The sequence below is a fragment of the Massilia oculi genome (assembly GCF_003143515.1).
Lineage (GTDB): Bacteria > Pseudomonadota > Gammaproteobacteria > Burkholderiales > Burkholderiaceae_D > Telluria > Telluria oculi.
Genome location: NZ_CP029343.1, coordinates 898,553 through 916,201 on the forward strand (window position 1 = coordinate 898,553; position 17,649 = coordinate 916,201).

Here is a 17,649-nt window from a genome sequence, read left to right on the forward strand (position 1 = left end):
AACGGATCGCGGCGCCAGGCGATGCATGCATGGGGCGCGCGCGGCCAGGCGCCGACGCGCAGGGCGTCGGCGCACACTGAGCGGAAGGCAGGTGCTTAAGGGGGTGTGACGGAACAGAAGTAACCGCGCGGCAGCCCGGATCCCGCGAAGCAGGCGGATTGACGTCCCAGGCGCTCGCAGCGCGCGCTCCGGCCCGCGCTCTGCGCGCGTGCGGATGGTCGGGGCGTCGATGATGGGGCAGTCATGTCCGGCTTGCGTGTGGTCAATGGGTGCGGCGAGGAGCCAATGAAAAAAGCCACCTTGCGGTGGCTGTTCTCATGATACTTGGCGGAGAGGGTGGGATTCGAACCCACGGTACGGTCACCCGTACGCCTGATTTCGAGTCAGGTACATTCGACCACTCTGCCACCTCTCCGGCTTTGGTCGATCCTTGCAGTGGCCTGCAAGAGACCGCCATTATAGACTCATTCAAGAAAAATGGAAGGGGGAAATGTGTGCACAAGCACGATTTCTCTGTTCCACCGCTCAGGCGCCCGGCGCCAGACGCTCCAGTCCGCCCATGTACGGAAGCAGCGCTTCCGGAATGACGACGCTGCCGTCGGCCTGCTGGTAGTTCTCCAGCACCGCCACCAGGGTGCGGCCCACGGCCAGGCCCGAGCCGTTGAGGGTATGCACCAGTTCCGGCTTGCCGGCGGCGTTGCGGAAGCGCGCCTGCATGCGGCGCGCCTGGAAGGCTTCGCAGTTCGACAGCGACGAAATCTCGCGGTAGGTGTTCTGCGCCGGCAGCCATACTTCGAGGTCGTAGGTCTTGGCGGCCGAAAAACCCATGTCGCCGGTGCACAGCTGCATCACGCGGTATGGCAGGCCGAGCGAGGTCAGGATGAATTCGGCCTGGCCGACCATCTCTTCCAGCGCCGCGTACGACTGCTCCGGATGCACCACCTGGACCAGCTCGACCTTGTCGAACTGGTGCTGGCGGATCATGCCGCGGGTGTCGCGGCCATAGCTGCCGGCTTCGGAACGGAAGCACGGGGTGTGCGCGGTCATCCTGATCGGCAGTTCGTCGGCCGCCACGATCTCGTCGCGCACCACGTTGGTCAGCGAGACTTCCGAGGTCGGGATCAGGTAGAAGTGCTCGCCCTCGCCTTCCACGCCGCCCTTCTTGACCGAGAACAGGTCGGCCTCGAACTTGGGCAGCTGGCCGGTGCCGCGCAACGAATCGGCGTTGACCATGTACGGGGTGTAGCACTCGAGATAGCCGTGACGGCTGGTATGGGTGTCGAGCATGAACTGCGCCAGCGCCCGGTGCAGGCGCGCCATGCCGCCCTTCATCATCGAGAAGCGCGAGCCCGTGACCTTGGTCGCGGTCTCGAAGTCCAGGCCCAGGCGCTCGCCGATGTCGACGTGGTCGCGCACCTCGAAATCGAACGCGGCTGGCGTGCCGACCTTGCGCACTTCGACGTTGGCGCTTTCGTCCTTGCCTTCCGGCGTGCTCTCGTGCGGCAGGTTGGGCAGCGCGGCGATGAAGCTCGCCAGCTTGGCCTGGACCTCGCCCAGCGCCACTTCATTGGCCTTGAGTTCGTCGCCCAGTCCGGCGACTTCCGCCATCACGGCCGTCGTGTCTTCGCCTTTGCCCTTCAGCATGCCGATCTGCTTCGACAGCGCATTGCGCTTGCCTTGCAGTTCTTCGGTGCGCGTCTGGATCGCCTTGCGTTCGGCCTCCAGCGCATTGAAACTGGCCACATCGAGCTGGTACTTGCGGGTCGCCAGGCGGGCGGCGACGTTGTCGATGTCTTTGCGGAGAAGTTGGATGTCAATCATGTCTGGTTGGACTGGGCTGTGTATCGAAAACACAATTGTACCAAGCCGACCGACATTCTTTGCGAGATTCGGCAACCATGCTGCCGGGGCCTCGCCCTGCTGCCCCCAAAACCGGCTTGCGCCGGTTTTAGCGGACTGCCAGGCGCGGTGCGCTGACGATCACGGTCTGGATGCTGGCCATGTCGATCGCCGGGACGGTCGATGCGGCGATCTCGACCGGACGCTCGTTGGCGGTGGCGAAGCTGGCGACCAGGCCCAGGGCTGCGACGGCGAGGAACAGGGCTTCGAAGTTTTTACGGATGTTCATGATGGCTCCTTCAGGGGTTGGGTGATTCGCGAATTGCTGTGCGATGGTGGTACTTTAGCCACCAGCCCCTGGAATCGCCATCGACTTGCGACGAAGCGCATGAAACGCGGCGCAGAATGCGCGAATGCGCGATTGGCCGCACAAAGCGCGACCGTATTGCCGAGAGAGTGCCGAACATTCCGGGGCTTGACCTTCCCCGCCAGACAGGAAGTGCAATGTGGGCTAAACTAACAGCGACATCGACCAGCCCTATCCCGTTCGGCTACGGCCAGGAGAACCCTATGCGACAGCTCATCGTAAATTTGCCTGATGCTCAGATGCGCGCTCTTGAGAAAGTGGCAAGAAGCAAGGACATGCGACCCGAGAATCTGGTGTCCGAGCAGCTTGCGTCGCTAACGGCAAGCCCAGCCAGGCGGGTAGTCATATCGATCAAGCGATATACGAAATATTCTCCGTCCAGCAAACAACATGCATATTCAGCGTCCTCACTGAGCAAGCCGAGGCAACCCGTTATCGCATATCGCGTGGGCACGCGCCTTCCTGTCGGCGATCATATCGTCGACGACGTGTTGCAGAACAGCCGAGCTGCGCGACTCGAGCAACACGCCGAACGCAACCGCCGGCGCGAAGTTCTGAGACAAACTGCGGGAATGTGGAAAGACCGTCACGATTCCATGAAGGATGGTCTGCAGTACCAGCTGGAGGCGCGTGCGGAATGGGATTGATCCTATTGAATACAAACATTCTGATCGATCACTTCAACGGCATTCCCGAAGCGCTGGACGAGATTGCCAACCATGAAAATCTGGCGATCAGCGCGATCACATGGATGGAAGTTGCGGCAGGTCTGTCCCCGGCAGATGCGGGCGCTTTCGATCAGCTGACCAGACAACTTCCTGTCTATGTACTACACACTACCGATGAGATCATCAGGGAGACGACACGGCTTCGAAGCGCCAGCATCAAGGCACATCGAGCCGGAACAGGAAAGAAGCTGGCGACTCCCGATGCGATCATTCTTGCCACTGCAAATATTACGGGCCGCCAACTGGTCACCCGAAATCCGGCCGACTTTGCGGCCGCCTCCACGCCCGTACGCGTACCGTACACGTTGACAGACGGCATCGTAAGCAATATACGGCCCTGGCCGTAGACGCAGGGCTGTGCAGCGACGCATCGCAGACTATCAGGGAGTGGTCAAGCGTCACCCCGCGGGCCGCGCGCCTCATCATCCAGGCTGCGCAGCCACGCCAGCTTCTCGGCGATCTTGCTCTCGATCCCGCGCGGCACCGGCTGGTACCAGCCGGGCTCTGGCATCCCATCCGGCAGATAGGTTTCGCCGGCCGCATACGCGTTCGGCTCGTCATGCGCATAGCGGTATTCGTGGCCGTAGCCCAGCTCTTTCATGAGCTTGGTCGGCGCATTGCGCAGGTGCACCGGCACCTCGCGCGACTTGTCCTTGCGCACGAAAGCCATCGCCGCATTGAAGGCGTTGTAGCCCGCATTGCTCTTCGATGCGACGGCCAGGTAGACCACGGCCTGGCCCAGCGCCAGCTCGCCTTCGGGCGAACCGAGTCGTTCATAGGTGGCGGCGGCGTCGTTGGCCAGCTGGATCGCGCGCGGATCGGCGATGCCGATGTCTTCCCACGCCATGCGCACGATGCGGCGCGACAGGTACTTGGCATCGGCGCCGCCGTCGAGCATCCGGCACAGCCAGTACAGGGCGGCATCGGGATGCGAGCCGCGCACCGATTTGTGCAGGGCCGAGATCTGGTCGTAGAAATTGTCGCCGCCCTTGTCGAAGCGGCGCGCATTGAGCGTCAGCGCGTTCTCGACGAACTCGGCGGTGATGCGGTTGGTCGCGGCGGTATTGGCCGAGGTGCTGGTCTGCTCGAGCAGGTTCAGGAAACGGCGCGCATCGCCGTCGGCATAGCCGACCAGGGTGTCGATCGCCAGCTCGTCGAATTCCAGGTGCTGCAGCGCTTCCTTGCGGGCGCGCCCCAGCAGCTGGCGCATCTCGACGTCGCTCAGGGCCTTGAGCACGTACACCTGCGAGCGCGACAGCAGCGCCGAATTGACTTCGAACGACGGGTTCTCGGTGGTCGCGCCGATCAGGGTCACCAGGCCGCTTTCCACGAACGGCAGCAAGGCGTCCTGCTGCGATTTGTTGAAGCGGTGGATCTCGTCGATGAACAGGATCGTGTGCTTGCCGCGGGCCAGGTACTGCTCGGCCTGCTCGATCGCGGCGCGGATATCCTTGACGCCCGACAGCACCGCCGACAACGCGATGAACTCGCAGTCGAAGGCGTAGGCGGTCAGGCGCGCCAGCGTGGTCTTGCCCACGCCGGGCGGTCCCCACAGGATCATCGAGTGCGGCTTGCCGGATTTGAAGACCAGGTTCAGCGGTTTGCCGGGGCCCAGCAGGTGGCTCTGGCCGACCACCTCGTCGATGGTGCGCGGACGCAGGGCTTCGGCCAGCGGCGCGGCCGGCGCGGTCTTGAACAGGTCATCCGTGGACATGAATACGGAAAGGCGAATGGTTGTGCATGGGCGTAGTGTAGCCGATGCACGACGGGGCCGCGCGGCGCGCGCACCCGCGCGGCGCGCGCACCCCGTTTGATTGCTTACTGGTTCACGACGTCGGCGCCCTGCGGCGCCGTGAACTTGAATTGCTGCGCGCCCAGTTGCGGGTTGCGCTGGAAGTTGGTGAAGGTCAGGCGCGAGGTCTGGCCGAAGGTGTCCTTCAATTCCATCGCCATCGGCACGCCATCCTTCAGGCCGATGCTGATCTGCTCGAACGAGGTGTCCTTGGCCTTCGGTGTGGCGTTCAGCCATTCCATGCCGTCGCGCGCGCCGGCTTCGCTCAGCGTGAAGTTCTCGTCCAGCTTGTTGCTGCCGAACAGGATCGCGGCCGGCGAGCTGCCCAGCGCATTGCCCAGTTTGCGGGTGGTGACCTGGTTCAGGTCCTTGTCGTAGATGTACAGGGTTTCGCCGTCGGCCTGCAGCACTTGCTCGTAGGGCTTGCGGTAGGTCCAGATGAACTTGCCGGGGCGGGCGAACACGAAGCTGCCGCTCGATGCCGGCGTGGCCTTGCCGCTTTTCGATTTGCCCAGCTGCTGCTGGGTGAATTCGCCCCTGGCGGACTGGGTCGACGCGACGAAGGACTTGAACTGGTCGAGGGCGGCGGCGCTCGCCGTGCCCGGGAAAGCGAAGGCGCTCGCGGCCAACAGCGCGGCAAAACTGCATTTGGTCATTGCTTGCATCCAGGGTTCCTTGATTGTTATTCGGCGCTGGCAGTCGGCACCAGGATGTCGCGGTTGCCGTTCGACTGCATCGGCGACACCATGCCGTTCTGCTCCATTTGCTCGATCAGGCGGGCGGCCCGGTTGTAGCCGATGCGCAGGTGACGCTGCACCAGCGAAATCGATGCCTTGCGGTTCTTGAGCACGACCTGCACCGCCTGGTCGTACATGGCGTCGGATTCGCCGCCGCCCTCGCCCGCCACCGCGCCGTCGGCGCCACCTTCTTCCAGGGTGCCACCTTCGAGGATGCCCTCAATATAATTGGGTTCGCCCTGCTCCTGCAGATGTTTTACAACTCGATGCACTTCGTCGTCCGACACGAAGGCGCCGTGCACGCGGATCGGCAGGCCGGTGCCGGGCGGCATATACAGCATGTCGCCCATGCCCAGCAGGGTCTCGGCGCCCATCTGGTCGAGAATCGTGCGCGAGTCGATTTTCGACGACACCTGGAACGCGATACGGGTCGGGATATTGGCCTTGATCAGGCCGGTGATCACGTCGACCGACGGCCGCTGGGTCGCAAGAATCAGGTGGATCCCGGCCGCGCGCGCCTTCTGGGCGATACGTGCGATCAGCTCTTCCACTTTCTTGCCGACGACCATCATCAGATCGGCCAGCTCGTCGATGATGATGACGATGGTCGGCAGTTTTTCCAGCGGCTCGGGCGCGTCCGGCGTGATCGAGAACGGGTTCGGGATGTGTTCCTCGCGCTTGGCGGCCTCGAGGATCTTGCCGTTGTAGCCGGCCAGGTTGCGCACGCCGAGTTTACTCATGAGCTTGTAGCGGCGCTCCATCTCGTTGACCGCCCAGTTCAGCGCATGGCCGGCCTGGCGCATATCGGTCACGACCGGGGCCAGCAGGTGCGGAATGCCTTCGTAGACCGACATCTCCAGCATCTTCGGGTCGATCAGGATCAAACGCACGTCGGCCGGATCCGCCTTGTAGAGCAGCGACAGGATGGTGGCATTGATGCCGACCGATTTACCGGAACCGGTGGTGCCCGCCACCAGCAAGTGCGGCATCTTGGCCAGGTCGGCCACCACCGGCTTGCCGGCGATGTCCTTGCCCAGGGCCACGGTCAGGCTCGAGACGCTGTCGCCATACACCTTGGAGCCGAGGATCTCGGTCAGGCGGACGATCTGGCGCTTCGGATTCGGCAATTCGAGGGCCATGTAGTTCTTGCCGGGGATGGTCTCGACCACGCGGATCGAGGTCAGCGACAGCGAACGCGCCAGGTCGCGCGCCAGGTTGACGATCTGGCTGCCCTTGACGCCGGTGGCCGGCTCGATTTCGTAGCGGGTGACGACCGGGCCCGGATAGGCGGCCACGACCTTGGCTTCGACGCCGAAGTCGGACAGCTTCTTTTCGATCAGGCGGCTGGTGAATTCCAGTGTCTCGATGGACACCGTTTCCTGGGCCGCCGGCGCATCGTCCAGCAGTCCAAGCGGCGGCAGGCCCGCATCGCCATTCAAATCCTGGAACAGCGGCGACTGGCGCTCCTTCTCGGCGCGCTCGGATTTCGGCACGCTGATCATCTGCGGCTCGATCTTGATGCCTGGCGCGACCGCCTGGGCCGACGCCAGGGGCTTTGACGCCGGGGCAGCCGCCGGCGCCAAAGGCGCCATCTCGAGCGACGGCTCGGCCTTCACGACCGGGATCGGCTTGTCGGCATGCTTTTCGGTGAACTTGGCGCGCTCGTGAACCACCACTTCGTCGCGCTTGACGGCGGCGGCCTCGCCATGGCGGCGATCCTCGATGTCTTCCATGCGCAGGCGGAACCAGTCGATGGTGCCATCGAACACGGCGCCGATGCGCTCGGCCACGTTCAGCCACGACACCTGGAAGAACAGCGAAAAGCCCAGGAAGAACAGCAGCAGCAGGAGCAGGGTCGCGCCGGTCGAGCCGAAGGCGACGTGGCTCGCGTGGCCGATCAACTGGCCCAGCACCCCGCCCGGGGCGCGCGGCAGCTCAACGTCCCACGACCACATGCGCAGGTATTCCAGGCCGACGCTGCCGGCGAACATCAGGGCGAAGCCGATCCAGCGCACGTACATCTCGCCGTGGTGCGGTTCTTCCACCTTGGTGCCGAGCTTGTCGGTGAGCCGGCGCCAGCCGCGCCAGACCTGACGCAGGAAGATCACGCCCCACCACCAGGCCGAGAAACCGAAGATGAACAGCAGCAGGTCGGACAGCCAGGCGCCGGCGCGCCCGCCCAGGTTGGCGATGCGCGGCACGACATTGGCATGCGACCAGCCGGGATCGAGCTTGCTGTAGCTGAGCAGGATCAGGACGAAATACAGGAAGGCGACGGCGCCGGCGATCCAGCGCGCCTCGGACAGCAGGCGCGCGAGGCGGCCCGGCAGCGGACGGCGGGCGGCGGCGCTGGCCTGGGTGCGGGTGTATCCGGAGGTGCTGGCTTGGCTATTCTTGCTCATTACAGGTACTGCGGAAGTAAGTACTATCGACGATCCACCCATTCTAAGCGATATATGGCCGGGTTGCCCCTACGATTCATGCACATCTGCATCATCGACTATAATCGGCGCTCTCTGGACACCTTCTGGCAGCCCCCGGTGGGCCCTTGATTCCTGTCAGGCCGCCCCCAATTGCCGTGTGTCCACACCACAACCACGTGAAGCAAAGAGCGCCGCCATGACTACTACCAAACACGCCAAAGTCCTCATCCTCGGTTCCGGGCCAGCCGGCTACAGCGCCGCGGTGTACGCCGCCCGCGCCAACCTGAAGCCGATGCTGGTGACCGGCGTCGAGCAGGGCGGCCAGCTGATGACCACCACCGACGTCGAGAACTGGCCGGGCGATCCGCTGGGCGTGCAGGGTCCGGAACTGATGCAGCGCCTGCTGCAGCATGCCGAGCGCTTCAACACCGAGATCGTCTTTGATCACATCCACACGACCTACCTGAACGAGAAACCGATCCGCCTGGTCGGCGACAGCCACACTTTCACCTGCGACGCCCTGATCATCGCCACCGGCGCCTCGGCCCAGTACCTGGGCCTGCCGTCGGAACAGGCCTTCATGGGCCGCGGCGTGTCGGCCTGCGCCACCTGCGACGGATTCTTCTACCGCAACCAGGAAGTCGCGGTCATCGGCGGCGGCAATACCGCGGTCGAGGAAGCCCTGTACCTGGCCGGCATCGCCTCGAAGGTCACCCTGATCCACCGCCGCGACAAGTTCCGCGCCGAGCCGATCCTGGTCGACCGCCTGATGCACAAGGTCAGCGAAGGCAAGATTGTCCTGGAACTGAACCAGACCCTCGACGAAGTGCTGGGCGACCAGAGCGGCGTCACCTCGCTGCGCCTGAAGTCGGCGCTCGATGGCGCCACCAAGGAACTGAACGTGCACGGGCTGTTCGTGGCGATCGGCCACAAGCCGAACACCGGCATCTTCGAAGGCCAGCTCGAGATGCACAGCGGCGGCTACCTGGTGACCAGGTCGGGCCTGGAGGGCATGGCGACCGCCACCAGCGTGCCGGGCGTGTTCGCCGCCGGCGATGTGCAGGACCACATCTATCGCCAGGCGATCACCAGCTCGGGCACCGGCTGCATGGCCGCGCTCGACGCCCAGCGCTACCTCGAAGCTCTGGAAGACGATCCAAAGTAATCAACGCAACAAAAAGGTAGCAAAACGATGGCGGGCATGAAGGATTTCGGCGAGCTGAAAGGCTTGCGCGACCGGCTCAAGGAAGAGGAGCGCGTGCGCGCCATCGAACAGGCCGAACGCGAGAAGCGCGAACGTATCGCGCGCGAGCGGGCGGTCGAATTCCGCACCTCGATGGAAGGCGTGCACAAGCTGCCCGAATCGGACCGTTACGTGCACCGCCCGGTGTACGTCGCGCCCGGCGCCGCCCGTGCACGCGCGCAGCTGAGTCCCGAGGAAGAAACGGCGGACGTGCTGCGCGCCTCGATGTCGGATGAACTGTCCGACCTGTTCGACGTCGAGGGCATGCTCGACGAAGACCCGTCCATGAGCTATGCCCGCGACGGCGTCGGCCCCGACGTCGTGAAAAAGCTGCGCAAGCGCCACTGGCCGATCCAGGACGAACTCGACCTGCACGGCCTGACCCGCGACGGCGCGCGCGACGCCCTTACCGATTTTCTCCACCGCGCCAACCGGCGCGGGGTACGCTGCGTGCGCATCATTCACGGCATCGGCTACGGTTCGCCCAAGGGCGAACCGGTGCTGCGCAGCATCGTGCACAGCTGGCTGGTGCAGAAGAACGAAGTCATCGCCTTCTGCGCCGCCGGCCGCGCCGACGGCGGCCATGGCGCCCTGATCGCCCTGCTGCGCCCCGCTCTGCACGATTGATGTTGCGCCGGATAGACGCCGGGGTGAATGTCGTGTGACAATATTCCGTTTCAGAGTGGCAAACCGGCCGAAATTCGTCCGTTGATTGTAGAATGCCTTGACGCCGGACGCTTCCGGATTACCGAAAAAGGGGATGTGTATTGAAGGCAACGCAAGCAGTTCCAATGGAACACGGACGCCAGGTCGACCTGCTGTCCTGCGCTGACGAACCCATCCATATCCCGGGTTCCATCCAGCCCCATGGGGCGCTGCTGTTCTTCCAAAACGATGGCCAGCTCGCGGGCTGGAGCGGCAACGCCCCGGCGATGCTCGGCATCGTCCCATATCTGGGCATGCCGTACACCGCGCTCGCCCTGCCGCAGGCGGCGCTGGAGGCCATTGCCGACTGCCTCGCCGCGCAGGACGACGAGGACGCCGCGCCGCTCGCCGCCGGCCTGGTCATCGGCGGCGCCGACTACGATTGCGTGGTGCACGCGCACCAGGGCCGCATCCTTGCCGAGTTCGAGCTGCGCGAGACGTCGAGCGAGGAAGTGTCCCGCTTCGCCATCAAGGCGCATGGCCTGATCGACCGCCTGCGCCGCCAGAAAACCATCGACGCCCTGCTCGCTTCCGCGGTCCAGCAGGTGCGCGAATTCACCGGCTTCGACCGCGTGATGGCCTACCGCTTCCGCTCCGACGACAGCGGCGACGTGGTGGCCGAGAGCCAGCGCGGCGACCTGGTGCCGTATCTCGGACAACGCTATCCCGCCGGCGACATTCCGGCCCAGGCGCGCCGCCTGTACACGCTCAATACCCTGCGCGTGATCGCCGACATGGACTACAACGAGGTGCCGCTGCACGGCGCCCCGGACGCCACGCCGCTGGACATGAGTTTCGCGGTACTGCGCAGCGTGTCCCCGGTGCACATCGAATACCTCAAGAACATGCACGTGCGCGCCTCGATGAGCGTGTCGATCGTGATCAACGGCCGCCTGTGGGGCCTGCTCGCCTGCCACCACATGGCGCCCAAGCTGGTGCCGTATGCCGTACGCATGGCGGCCGACGTGCTGGCCCAAGTGATCGCCTCGACCATCCACAGCATCGAGGCGCGCGAGGACGCGACGCTGGCCGAGCAGTCGGCGCGGGTGCGCACCGCGCTGATCGAATCGCTGCTGCTGGACGACGATCCGCTCGACGCCCTGGGCCAGCACGCCACCGCACTGATGGCCGCGTCCGGATCGCAGGCGATGATCTCCGCCCAGCACGGCAAGATCGCCGCCCATGGCGAACTGCCGGACGAGCTGGCGCGCGCCATCGTCGAGTCGCTGCCCGCGAACGAGCACGACCTGGTGGTGCGCGAAATGCAGGCCGACTGGCCCCAGGCGCTGCAGGAGCGGCTCGGAAAATGGGTCGGCCTGCTGGCCCTGCCCTTCGACCCGCTGGGCCAGGGCTGGTGCATCCTGCTGCGCGTCGAGCAGATCGATACCATGGCCTGGGGCGGCCGTCCCGGCAAGATCGCCGCGCTCGGCCCGCTGGGCGAGCGGCTCACCCCGCGCGGCTCGTTCGACGCCTGGCACGAAACGGTGCGCGGCTGCGCCCATCCCTGGGAAGCGAACGTGCTGGCCAATGCGCGCCTGACCCTGGCCGAACTGGTGCGGGCGGTGAACGCGCACCGCTCGCAGACCGAGGCCACCCGCGCCCAGCTGCTGGCGATGCTCGGCCACGACCTGCGCGACCCGCTCCACTCGATCAACATGGCCGGCATGGTGCTGGAACGCACCGGCAACGCCGGCGGCAGCGGCAACAACCAGCCGACCCTCGGCAAGCGCATCCAGTCCTCCACCAACCGCATGCAGCGCATGATCAGCCAGGTGCTGGACATGAGCCGCATCGACCGCGGCATGGGCCTGGGCGTGGCGCTCGAACCGGTCGACCTGAAGGCCCTGCTGATCGACCTGATCGATGAGGCGCGCATGGCCTATCCGTCGATCCCGCTGGACCTGGTGTGCGACGACCCGGCCACGGTGAAGGCCGACAGCGGCCGCCTGGCCCAGGTGCTGTCGAACCTGCTGAGCAATGCGCGTCACCACGGCGAGATTGGCCAGCGGATCACCGTCTGCCTGCGCGCGCAGGGCGGCGAGGCCTCGGTCGCCGTGTCGAATGCGGGCGCGCCGATCGCGCCGGAGACGGTGGCGTCCCTGTTCAACCCCTTCAAGCGCGCCTCGCTGAACAATCCACGCAACCGCACCGGGATGGGCCTGGGGCTGTACATCGCGCAGCAGATCGTGCGCGAGCACAGTGGCGAGATCGTCTACCGCTACGAAAACGAGTGCGTGGTGTTCACCGTGCGCCTGCCGCTGACCGACGGCTGATCAGCGCCGCACCTGGCTGACCAGCGTCGGCAAGGTCCAGCCGCCCCTGGCGCGATGCCGCGGCACATGCCGGTCGTGCTCGACGCCGTGTGCACGAAGCGCCGGCCGTCCCATACCCATTCGTCGTGGCCCCAGCAGTCGCCGATGCCGCGGCCCTTGTGCGCGGCGCCGATGACGCCCTTGTCGTAGCCGGTGCCCGATTGCGTCACGGCTTGCGGGGAGAACGGCGGCTTGCGGTTGACGACCCAGTAGCCGTGACCTTCGTTGTAGGCGCCGCGCCAGCAGCGCGCCGACACCAGCATCGTCGTCGACGTGAGCGGCGCATAGGTGAATGTGCTCTCGCCGCTGGCGATCGCCTCCAGGTCGGCACAATCCTCGTTGCCGGCCGTCTTGCGCAGGGTCGCGAGCAGGATCCGTTCTTCTTCCTTGCCTGGGGGCGCCAGCTCGCCAGCCGCGACCGTCGCCGCCGTGACGACCGGCGCCGGCAGCGGCGGCAACACGTCCCGCTCCGGCCTCGATCCCTTGCGCATGGCGGCGCCCGGCGTGCCCAGGCGGCCCTGGAACTCGTCCATCTTGAGCAGGACCGCCGACGCGCCCCGTCCGGACAAGGTCCAGGTGCGGCCGCCGGCGCGCCAGCTCACCTTGCCGGCGCCGGCCACCGCGCGCAGCAGCGCCTGGGCCTGGGAAGGGCTCAGGCTGCCGATCGACTCCTCGCCTTTCAGCTCGACCGTACCGAGCGCGCGGCCGTCGACCTGCATCGCCAGCGATGCGGGCAGGTCGATGCCATCGTCGGCATCGCCCAGCCGCAGCCTGACGGCGAACGCCTCGGCCGGCCCTGCCCTGCGTTCCAGCAGGACCGACAGCGGCCGGTGACGGCCTTCCTCGGCATGGTAGCCGGCGGCGCGGCAGGTGCGGGTGTTGTCGCAGGCAAGTTCCCAGTCGTGGTGCTGGAAAGACAGCTTGGGCAACTCGGCTGCCCATAGGGGATTGGCGGGGTTGGCGCCGGCCAGGGCGGCCAGGAATATGGTGGCGATACGCATGCGCGGGCGGGCTTTCTCTCGTCGTTGGTGGCGCTGAAGATTTACCTTACGTAAGTCTGCAAGCGCATGGTAGTCTAACAACACTTCCCGCTTCCCGCTGCTGCATGACCCTCATCAAGTTCATCGAAATCATGGCGATCCTGGTCGGCGCGTTTTCCGGCTTCATCGAGGCGCGGCGCAAGCGGATGGACCTGGTCGGGGTCTTCACGGTCGCCTTCATCACCGCCTTCGGCGGCGGCACCCTGCGCGACATCCTGCTCGACAAGCGGCCGCTGTTCTGGGTCACGCACCAGGAATACGCGATCGCGATCTTCGTGCTGGCGCTGGTGGCGTCGCCCCTGATCCGCACGCTGCGCCAGATCGTGTCGGAACGCCTGATCGTGGTCGCCGACGCGGTGGGACTGGGCCTGTTCTCGATCGCCGGCACGTCGGCCGCGCTGGCGGCCGAGATGCCGATCTTCATCGCCTCGATGATGGGCGTGATCACCGGGATCTTCGGCGGCGTGCTGCGCGACATCGTCTGCAACGAGGTGCCGATGGTATTCCGGGACGGCAAGCCGTATGCGATCTGCGCCTTCCTCGGCAACTGGCTGTTCCTGCTGATGGGTAAATACGGCGTGTCGCACGACTTCGCGCTGTGGTCGAGCTGCCTGTTCATCAGCGGATTGCGGCTGCTGACGTGGAAGTTCGATATGCGGATGGGGCGGTAAGGATGGGGCGGTAAGAATGGGGCGGTGAACGCCGCCCCGAACGTGCTTACACCGCGTCCGCGCCCGTCTCGCCGGTACGAATACGAATCACCTGCTCCACGTTCTGCACAAAAATCTTGCCGTCGCCGATCTTGCCGGTGCGCGCGGCCTTGATGATGGCGTCGACCACCTGCTCGGCCATCGGATCGTCCACCACCACCTCGATCTTCACCTTCGGCAGGAAGTCGACCACGTATTCGGCGCCGCGATACAGCTCGGTGTGGCCCTTCTGGCGGCCGAAGCCCTTCACTTCGGTCACGGTCAGGCCGGTCACGTTCACCTCGGCCAGCGCTTCGCGCACTTCGTCGAGCTTGAACGGCTTGATCACGCAGGTAATCTGTTTCATGGTGCAGGTCCTTTCAGATACGGGTTAATCAGGGATGTTGGCCAGGTCGTCCAGCCACACGGTGGCCTCGGAATCGGACGGCGCGCGCCAGTCGCCGCGCGGCGACAGCGAGCCGCCATTGCCGACCTTCGGTCCGTTCGGCACGCAGGAGCGCTTGAACTGGCTGGTCTTGAAGAAGCGGAACAGGAAGATCGACAGGTTGCGCTTGATGGCGCCAAGGTCATACTGGTTGCGCGTGCCCAGCTCCTCGGGCCAGCGGCCAAGTTCGCGATCCTGCCAGGCAGAATACGCCAGGAAGGCAGTCTTGCTCGGCTTGTAGCCGTAGCGCAGCGTGTAGAACAGGTTGAAGTCCTGCAGCTCGTAGGGGCCGATCCGGTCCTGCGTGCTTTGCGCGGGCTTGTCGTCCTTGTCACCTCCGGGCACCAGCTCGGGGCTGATCTCGGTGTCGAGGATGTCGAGCAGCACCTGCGCCTGGCTGCCCACGACGTCGCCGGTCTCGGCCACCCAGCGCACCAGGTAGGAGATCAGGGTCTTGGGCACGCTGGCGTTGACGTTGTAATGCGACATATGGTCGCCCACGCCGTAGGTGCACCAGCCCAGCGCCAGCTCGGACAGGTCGCCGGTGCCGATCACGATCCCGTTGTGGAAGTTCGCCAGGCGGAACAGGTGATTGGTGCGTTCGCCCGCCTGCACGTTCTCGAAGGTGATGTCGTATTCGGCCTTGCCATCGACGTAGGGATGGCCGAGATCCTTCAGCATCTGGATGCAGCTCGGGCGGATGTCGATCTCCCGCGCGCTGCAGCCGACCGCCGCCATCAGGTCGCGCGCCTGCCTCAGCGTGCGGCCGCTGGTCGCGAAGCCCGGCATCGTATAGGCCAGGATGTTGGTGCGCGGCAGGCCGAGGCGGTCCATGGCTTTCGCGCACACCAGCAACGCATGGGTCGAATCCAGCCCGCCCGAGACGCCGATCACCACTTTCTGGATGCCGCTCGACGACAGGCGCTGGATCAGGGCCTGGACCTGGATGTTATAGACTTCGGTGCAGCGCTCGTCGCGCCGCGCGCGGTCGGCCGGCACGTAGGGGAAGCGCTCGATCGTGCGCGCCAGTGGCAGGGTGCGCTCCAACGGCAACTGGAGCTCGAAGCCGATGACGCGGAAGTTCGAGACTTCAGCCGCATGGCGCCGCACCGACTGGGCGAAGGTGGTGGTCTTCATGCGCTCGGTCGACAGGCGGTCCAGGTCGACGTCGGCATAGATGATGTGCGAATCGTCGGCGAAGCGCTCGGACTCGGCCAGCAGCTCGCCCTTCTCGTAGATCAGCGACTGGCCGTCCCAGGCCATGTCGGTGGTCGATTCGCCGCGGCCGGCCGATGTGTAAAGATACGCCGCCATGCAGCGCGCCGACTGCTGGCCGACCAGCTGGTGGCGGTAGCCGCTCTTGCCCACCACGACGTTCGAGGCCGACAGGTTGACCAGCACCGTGGCGCCGGCCATCGCCGCGAACGAGGATGGCGGCACCGGCACCCAGACGTCCTCGCAGATCTCGACGTGGAAGCGCAGCAGCGGCAAGTTGGCGACCTCGAACAGCTGGTTCGGGCCGAACGGCACGAGCGCGCCGAACAGGTCGATCTGGTCGACCACCGCGCAATCCGCGGGGGTGAACTGCCGGGATTCGTAAAACTCGCCATAATTAGGCAAGAAGCTCTTTGGCACCACGCCTTGCACCTTGCCGCCCGCAACCACGACGCCGCAGTTGAACAGCATGTGGTTGACCCGCAGCGGCATGCCGATCACCATGGCCAGCGGCAGCGTCTTCGATTCCTCGACGATGGCCGCCAGGCCCTCGAGGCAGGCGCGCTGCAGCGCTTCCTGGTGGAACAGGTCGTCGCAGGTATAGGCGGACAGGCCCAGTTCGGGGAATGCGACCAGGGCCGCGCCCTGCCCGGCAGCCTGGCGCGCGAGCAGGATGGTCTGCTCGACGTTATATGCCGGGTCGGCGATCCGCACGCGCGGAATGGCCACCGCGACGCGGGCGAAATGGTGCGAATAGAGATTGAAGAATGGGCTGTTCATAAAATGATCTTCGCAGTGAGACAGGTCGAGGCTGCATCGGTGCCTGTCGTCACTCACCTCGTCAATGGAAGCAATTTTGAATTATCGCACGCATATCGTTTCCGATCTGTCCGAAGTCGGCCAGGCCTCCTGGGACGCACTGGTCCGGGCCCAGGCGGCGCCGACGCCGTTTCTCTCCTACGCCTTCCTGCATGCGCTGCACGCATCCGGCAGCGCCTCGCCCGAGACGGGCTGGCAGCCGCAATTCCTGCTGCTGTTCGACGAGCGGGACGTGCTGGCCGCCGCCCTGCCCTGTACGTCAAGGGCCACTCGTATGGCGAATACGTGTTCGACTGGGCCTGGGCCGACGCGTATCAACGCCATGGGCTCGACTATTACCCCAAACTCCTGAGCGCCATTCCATTTACCCCGGTGGCCGGTTCGCGCCTGCTGGCGCGCGATGCCGCGGCGCGTGCCGCCCTGGTCGACGTGCTGCGCGCCACCCAGCAGGCGACCGAGGTCTCGTCGACCCACGTGCTGTTTCCGCCCGAGGACGAGGCAGCGCAGCTGCGCGACGCCGGCTTCCTGCTGCGCAGCGGCGTACAGTTCCACTGGCTCAACCAGAATTACCGCAGTTTCGACGAGTTCCTCGCCACGCTCGAGCAGAAGAAGCGCAAGAACATCCGCGCCGAGCGGCGCAAGGTGATGGAGGCCGGCGTGACGATGCGCCGGGTCCGCGGCGTCGACGCCACGCGCGAGGACTGGGTGCTGTTCAACCGCTGCTACCGCAACACCTACCGCGAACACCACTCGACGCCCTACCTCAACCTGGATTTCTTCCTGCGCATCGGGGCAACGATGCCCGACAATATCCTGCTCGTGATCGCCGAGAAGGAAGGCCGGGCGATCGCGGCCTCGCTGGTGATCCACGACGCGGACACGCTGTACGGCCGCTACTGGGGCGCGCTCGAGCACGTGCCCTGCCTGCACTTCGAGGCCGCCTACTATCAACCACTGGAGTTCTGCATCGAGCAGGGCATCGCCACCTTCGAGGGTGGCGCCCAGGGCGAGCACAAGCTGGCGCGCGGCTTCCTGCCCACCCGCACCTGGTCGGCGCACTGGCTGGCGCATCCGTCGTTCGCCGATGCGGTCGAGCGCTTCCTGGAGCGCGAGGCGGGCGGGATCGACGATTACATGGATGAGCTGAACGAACGCAACCCGTTCCGGACGCGCTGAACATCGTCGGCAGCCCATGCGTCGCCGTCGAGACGCACCTGGTCGCCGCCATGGCGCGCGCCCGATCGGGAGGCGCGCTCCAGGCGCCTCGGGTTCGCGATCAGCGGTACCGACGAAAA

General features: G+C 65.5%; 14 protein-coding genes, 1 tRNA gene and 1 pseudogene. 7 read left to right on the forward strand and 9 right to left on the reverse strand.

Going from position 1 to position 17,649, the window contains the following annotated elements; all coding sequences use genetic code 11:
- Positions 1–325: 325 nt before the first annotated feature.
- The 3 genes from DIR46_RS04200 to DIR46_RS04210 all read right to left on the reverse strand — a co-directional run bounded on the left by DIR46_RS04200 (position 326) and on the right by DIR46_RS04210 (position 2,128).
- Positions 326–415, reverse strand: a tRNA-Ser gene (locus DIR46_RS04200).
- A gap of 110 nt (positions 416–525) precedes the next feature.
- Positions 526–1,821, reverse strand: coding sequence for a serine--tRNA ligase (serS, locus tag DIR46_RS04205; RefSeq protein ID WP_109344118.1), 1,296 nt, complete (start codon positions 1,819–1,821; stop codon positions 526–528).
- Positions 1,822–1,948: 127 nt separating this feature from the next.
- Complete coding sequence (locus DIR46_RS04210; protein ID WP_109344119.1) at positions 1,949–2,128, reverse strand: hypothetical protein; 180 nt, start codon at positions 2,126–2,128, stop codon at positions 1,949–1,951.
- A gap of 281 nt (positions 2,129–2,409) precedes the next feature.
- Here DIR46_RS04210 and DIR46_RS26445 point away from each other — a divergent pair, with 281 nt between their 5' ends.
- A complete protein-coding gene (locus DIR46_RS26445; protein ID WP_162819430.1) occupies positions 2,410–2,853 on the forward strand; it encodes a hypothetical protein in 444 nt (147 codons plus the stop codon).
- Positions 2,844–3,281 carry a PIN domain-containing protein gene (locus DIR46_RS04215; protein WP_109344120.1) on the forward strand — a complete coding sequence of 146 codons (438 nt, stop codon included), beginning with the start codon at positions 2,844–2,846 and terminating at the stop codon, positions 3,279–3,281. Before DIR46_RS26445 ends, DIR46_RS04215 begins: the two co-directional genes overlap by 10 nt.
- A 44-nt stretch (positions 3,282–3,325) precedes the next feature.
- Here the strand turns inward: DIR46_RS04215 and DIR46_RS04220 are convergent, their stop codons facing one another.
- The 3 genes from DIR46_RS04220 to DIR46_RS27585 all read right to left on the reverse strand — a co-directional run bounded on the left by DIR46_RS04220 (position 3,326) and on the right by DIR46_RS27585 (position 7,865).
- On the reverse strand, positions 3,326–4,648 hold the full coding sequence (locus tag DIR46_RS04220) for a replication-associated recombination protein A (RefSeq protein ID WP_109344121.1): 1,323 nt from the start codon (positions 4,646–4,648) through the stop codon (positions 3,326–3,328).
- Between the two features lie 104 nt (positions 4,649–4,752).
- Positions 4,753–5,391, reverse strand: a complete 639-nt coding sequence (gene lolA, locus DIR46_RS04225; RefSeq protein WP_109344122.1) for an outer membrane lipoprotein chaperone LolA — start codon at positions 5,389–5,391, stop codon at positions 4,753–4,755.
- 17 nt (positions 5,392–5,408) lie between these two features.
- A complete protein-coding gene (locus tag DIR46_RS27585; RefSeq protein ID WP_109344123.1) occupies positions 5,409–7,865 on the reverse strand; it encodes a DNA translocase FtsK in 2,457 nt (818 codons plus the stop codon).
- A 217-nt stretch (positions 7,866–8,082) separates the two neighbouring features.
- On the opposite strand from DIR46_RS27585, the gene trxB reads away from it, so the two are divergent.
- From trxB to DIR46_RS04245, 3 genes are all read left to right on the forward strand, one after another.
- Positions 8,083–9,051, forward strand: coding sequence for a thioredoxin-disulfide reductase (gene trxB / locus DIR46_RS04235; protein WP_109344124.1), 969 nt, complete (start codon positions 8,083–8,085; stop codon positions 9,049–9,051).
- Positions 9,052–9,078: 27 nt separating this feature from the next.
- Positions 9,079–9,756 carry a Smr/MutS family protein gene (locus DIR46_RS04240; RefSeq protein ID WP_109344125.1) on the forward strand — a complete coding sequence of 226 codons (678 nt, stop codon included), beginning with the start codon at positions 9,079–9,081 and terminating at the stop codon, positions 9,754–9,756.
- A gap of 164 nt (positions 9,757–9,920) precedes the next feature.
- The gene (locus tag DIR46_RS04245; RefSeq protein WP_109344126.1) at positions 9,921–12,107 is read left to right on the forward strand and encodes an ATP-binding protein; all 2,187 of its coding nucleotides are present in this window, start codon (positions 9,921–9,923) and stop codon (positions 12,105–12,107) included.
- On the opposite strand, the gene DIR46_RS04250 is transcribed toward DIR46_RS04245, so the two are convergent.
- On the reverse strand, positions 12,053–13,147 hold the full coding sequence (locus DIR46_RS04250) for a DUF1176 domain-containing protein (RefSeq protein ID WP_109344127.1): 1,095 nt from the start codon (positions 13,145–13,147) through the stop codon (positions 12,053–12,055). The two genes, DIR46_RS04245 and DIR46_RS04250, sit on opposite strands and share 55 nt — an antisense overlap.
- Positions 13,148–13,251: 104 nt before the next feature.
- On the opposite strand from DIR46_RS04250, the gene DIR46_RS04255 reads away from it, so the two are divergent.
- Positions 13,252–13,857 carry a trimeric intracellular cation channel family protein gene (locus DIR46_RS04255; RefSeq protein ID WP_005669569.1) on the forward strand — a complete coding sequence of 202 codons (606 nt, stop codon included), beginning with the start codon at positions 13,252–13,254 and terminating at the stop codon, positions 13,855–13,857.
- Between the two features lie 46 nt (positions 13,858–13,903).
- On the opposite strand, the gene DIR46_RS04260 is transcribed toward DIR46_RS04255, so the two are convergent.
- The gene (locus DIR46_RS04260; protein ID WP_005669566.1) at positions 13,904–14,242 is read right to left on the reverse strand and encodes a P-II family nitrogen regulator; all 339 of its coding nucleotides are present in this window, start codon (positions 14,240–14,242) and stop codon (positions 13,904–13,906) included.
- A 24-nt stretch (positions 14,243–14,266) separates the two neighbouring features.
- The gene (locus tag DIR46_RS04265; RefSeq protein WP_109344128.1) at positions 14,267–16,315 is read right to left on the reverse strand and encodes an NAD(+) synthase; all 2,049 of its coding nucleotides are present in this window, start codon (positions 16,313–16,315) and stop codon (positions 14,267–14,269) included.
- A gap of 64 nt (positions 16,316–16,379) precedes the next feature.
- On the opposite strand from DIR46_RS04265, the pseudogene DIR46_RS04270 reads away from it, so the two are divergent.
- A pseudogene (locus DIR46_RS04270) lies at positions 16,380–17,530 on the forward strand (GNAT family N-acetyltransferase).
- Positions 17,531–17,649 lie beyond the last annotated feature (119 nt).

Bases quoted from the DNA above. Each gene is read 5' to 3' on its own strand.
- serS (WP_109344118.1), bottom strand. From the start codon at position 1,821: ATGATTGACATCCAACTTCTCCGCAAAGACATCGACAACGTCGCCGCC.
- DIR46_RS04210 (WP_109344119.1), bottom strand. From the start codon at position 2,128: ATGAACATCCGTAAAAACTTCGAAGCCCTGTTCCTCGCCGTCGCAGCC.
- DIR46_RS26445 (WP_162819430.1), top strand. From the start codon at position 2,410: ATGCGACAGCTCATCGTAAATTTGCCTGATGCTCAGATGCGCGCTCTT.
- DIR46_RS04215 (WP_109344120.1), top strand. From the start codon at position 2,844: ATGGGATTGATCCTATTGAATACAAACATTCTGATCGATCACTTCAAC.
- DIR46_RS04220 (WP_109344121.1), bottom strand. From the start codon at position 4,648: ATGTCCACGGATGACCTGTTCAAGACCGCGCCGGCCGCGCCGCTGGCC.
- lolA (WP_109344122.1), bottom strand. From the start codon at position 5,391: ATGCAAGCAATGACCAAATGCAGTTTTGCCGCGCTGTTGGCCGCGAGC.
- DIR46_RS27585 (WP_109344123.1), bottom strand. From the start codon at position 7,865: ATGAGCAAGAATAGCCAAGCCAGCACCTCCGGATACACCCGCACCCAG.
- trxB (WP_109344124.1), top strand. From the start codon at position 8,083: ATGACTACTACCAAACACGCCAAAGTCCTCATCCTCGGTTCCGGGCCA.
- DIR46_RS04240 (WP_109344125.1), top strand. From the start codon at position 9,079: ATGGCGGGCATGAAGGATTTCGGCGAGCTGAAAGGCTTGCGCGACCGG.
- DIR46_RS04245 (WP_109344126.1), top strand. From the start codon at position 9,921: ATGGAACACGGACGCCAGGTCGACCTGCTGTCCTGCGCTGACGAACCC.
- DIR46_RS04250 (WP_109344127.1), bottom strand. From the start codon at position 13,147: ATGCGTATCGCCACCATATTCCTGGCCGCCCTGGCCGGCGCCAACCCC.
- DIR46_RS04255 (WP_005669569.1), top strand. From the start codon at position 13,252: ATGACCCTCATCAAGTTCATCGAAATCATGGCGATCCTGGTCGGCGCG.
- DIR46_RS04260 (WP_005669566.1), bottom strand. From the start codon at position 14,242: ATGAAACAGATTACCTGCGTGATCAAGCCGTTCAAGCTCGACGAAGTG.
- DIR46_RS04265 (WP_109344128.1), bottom strand. From the start codon at position 16,315: ATGAACAGCCCATTCTTCAATCTCTATTCGCACCATTTCGCCCGCGTC.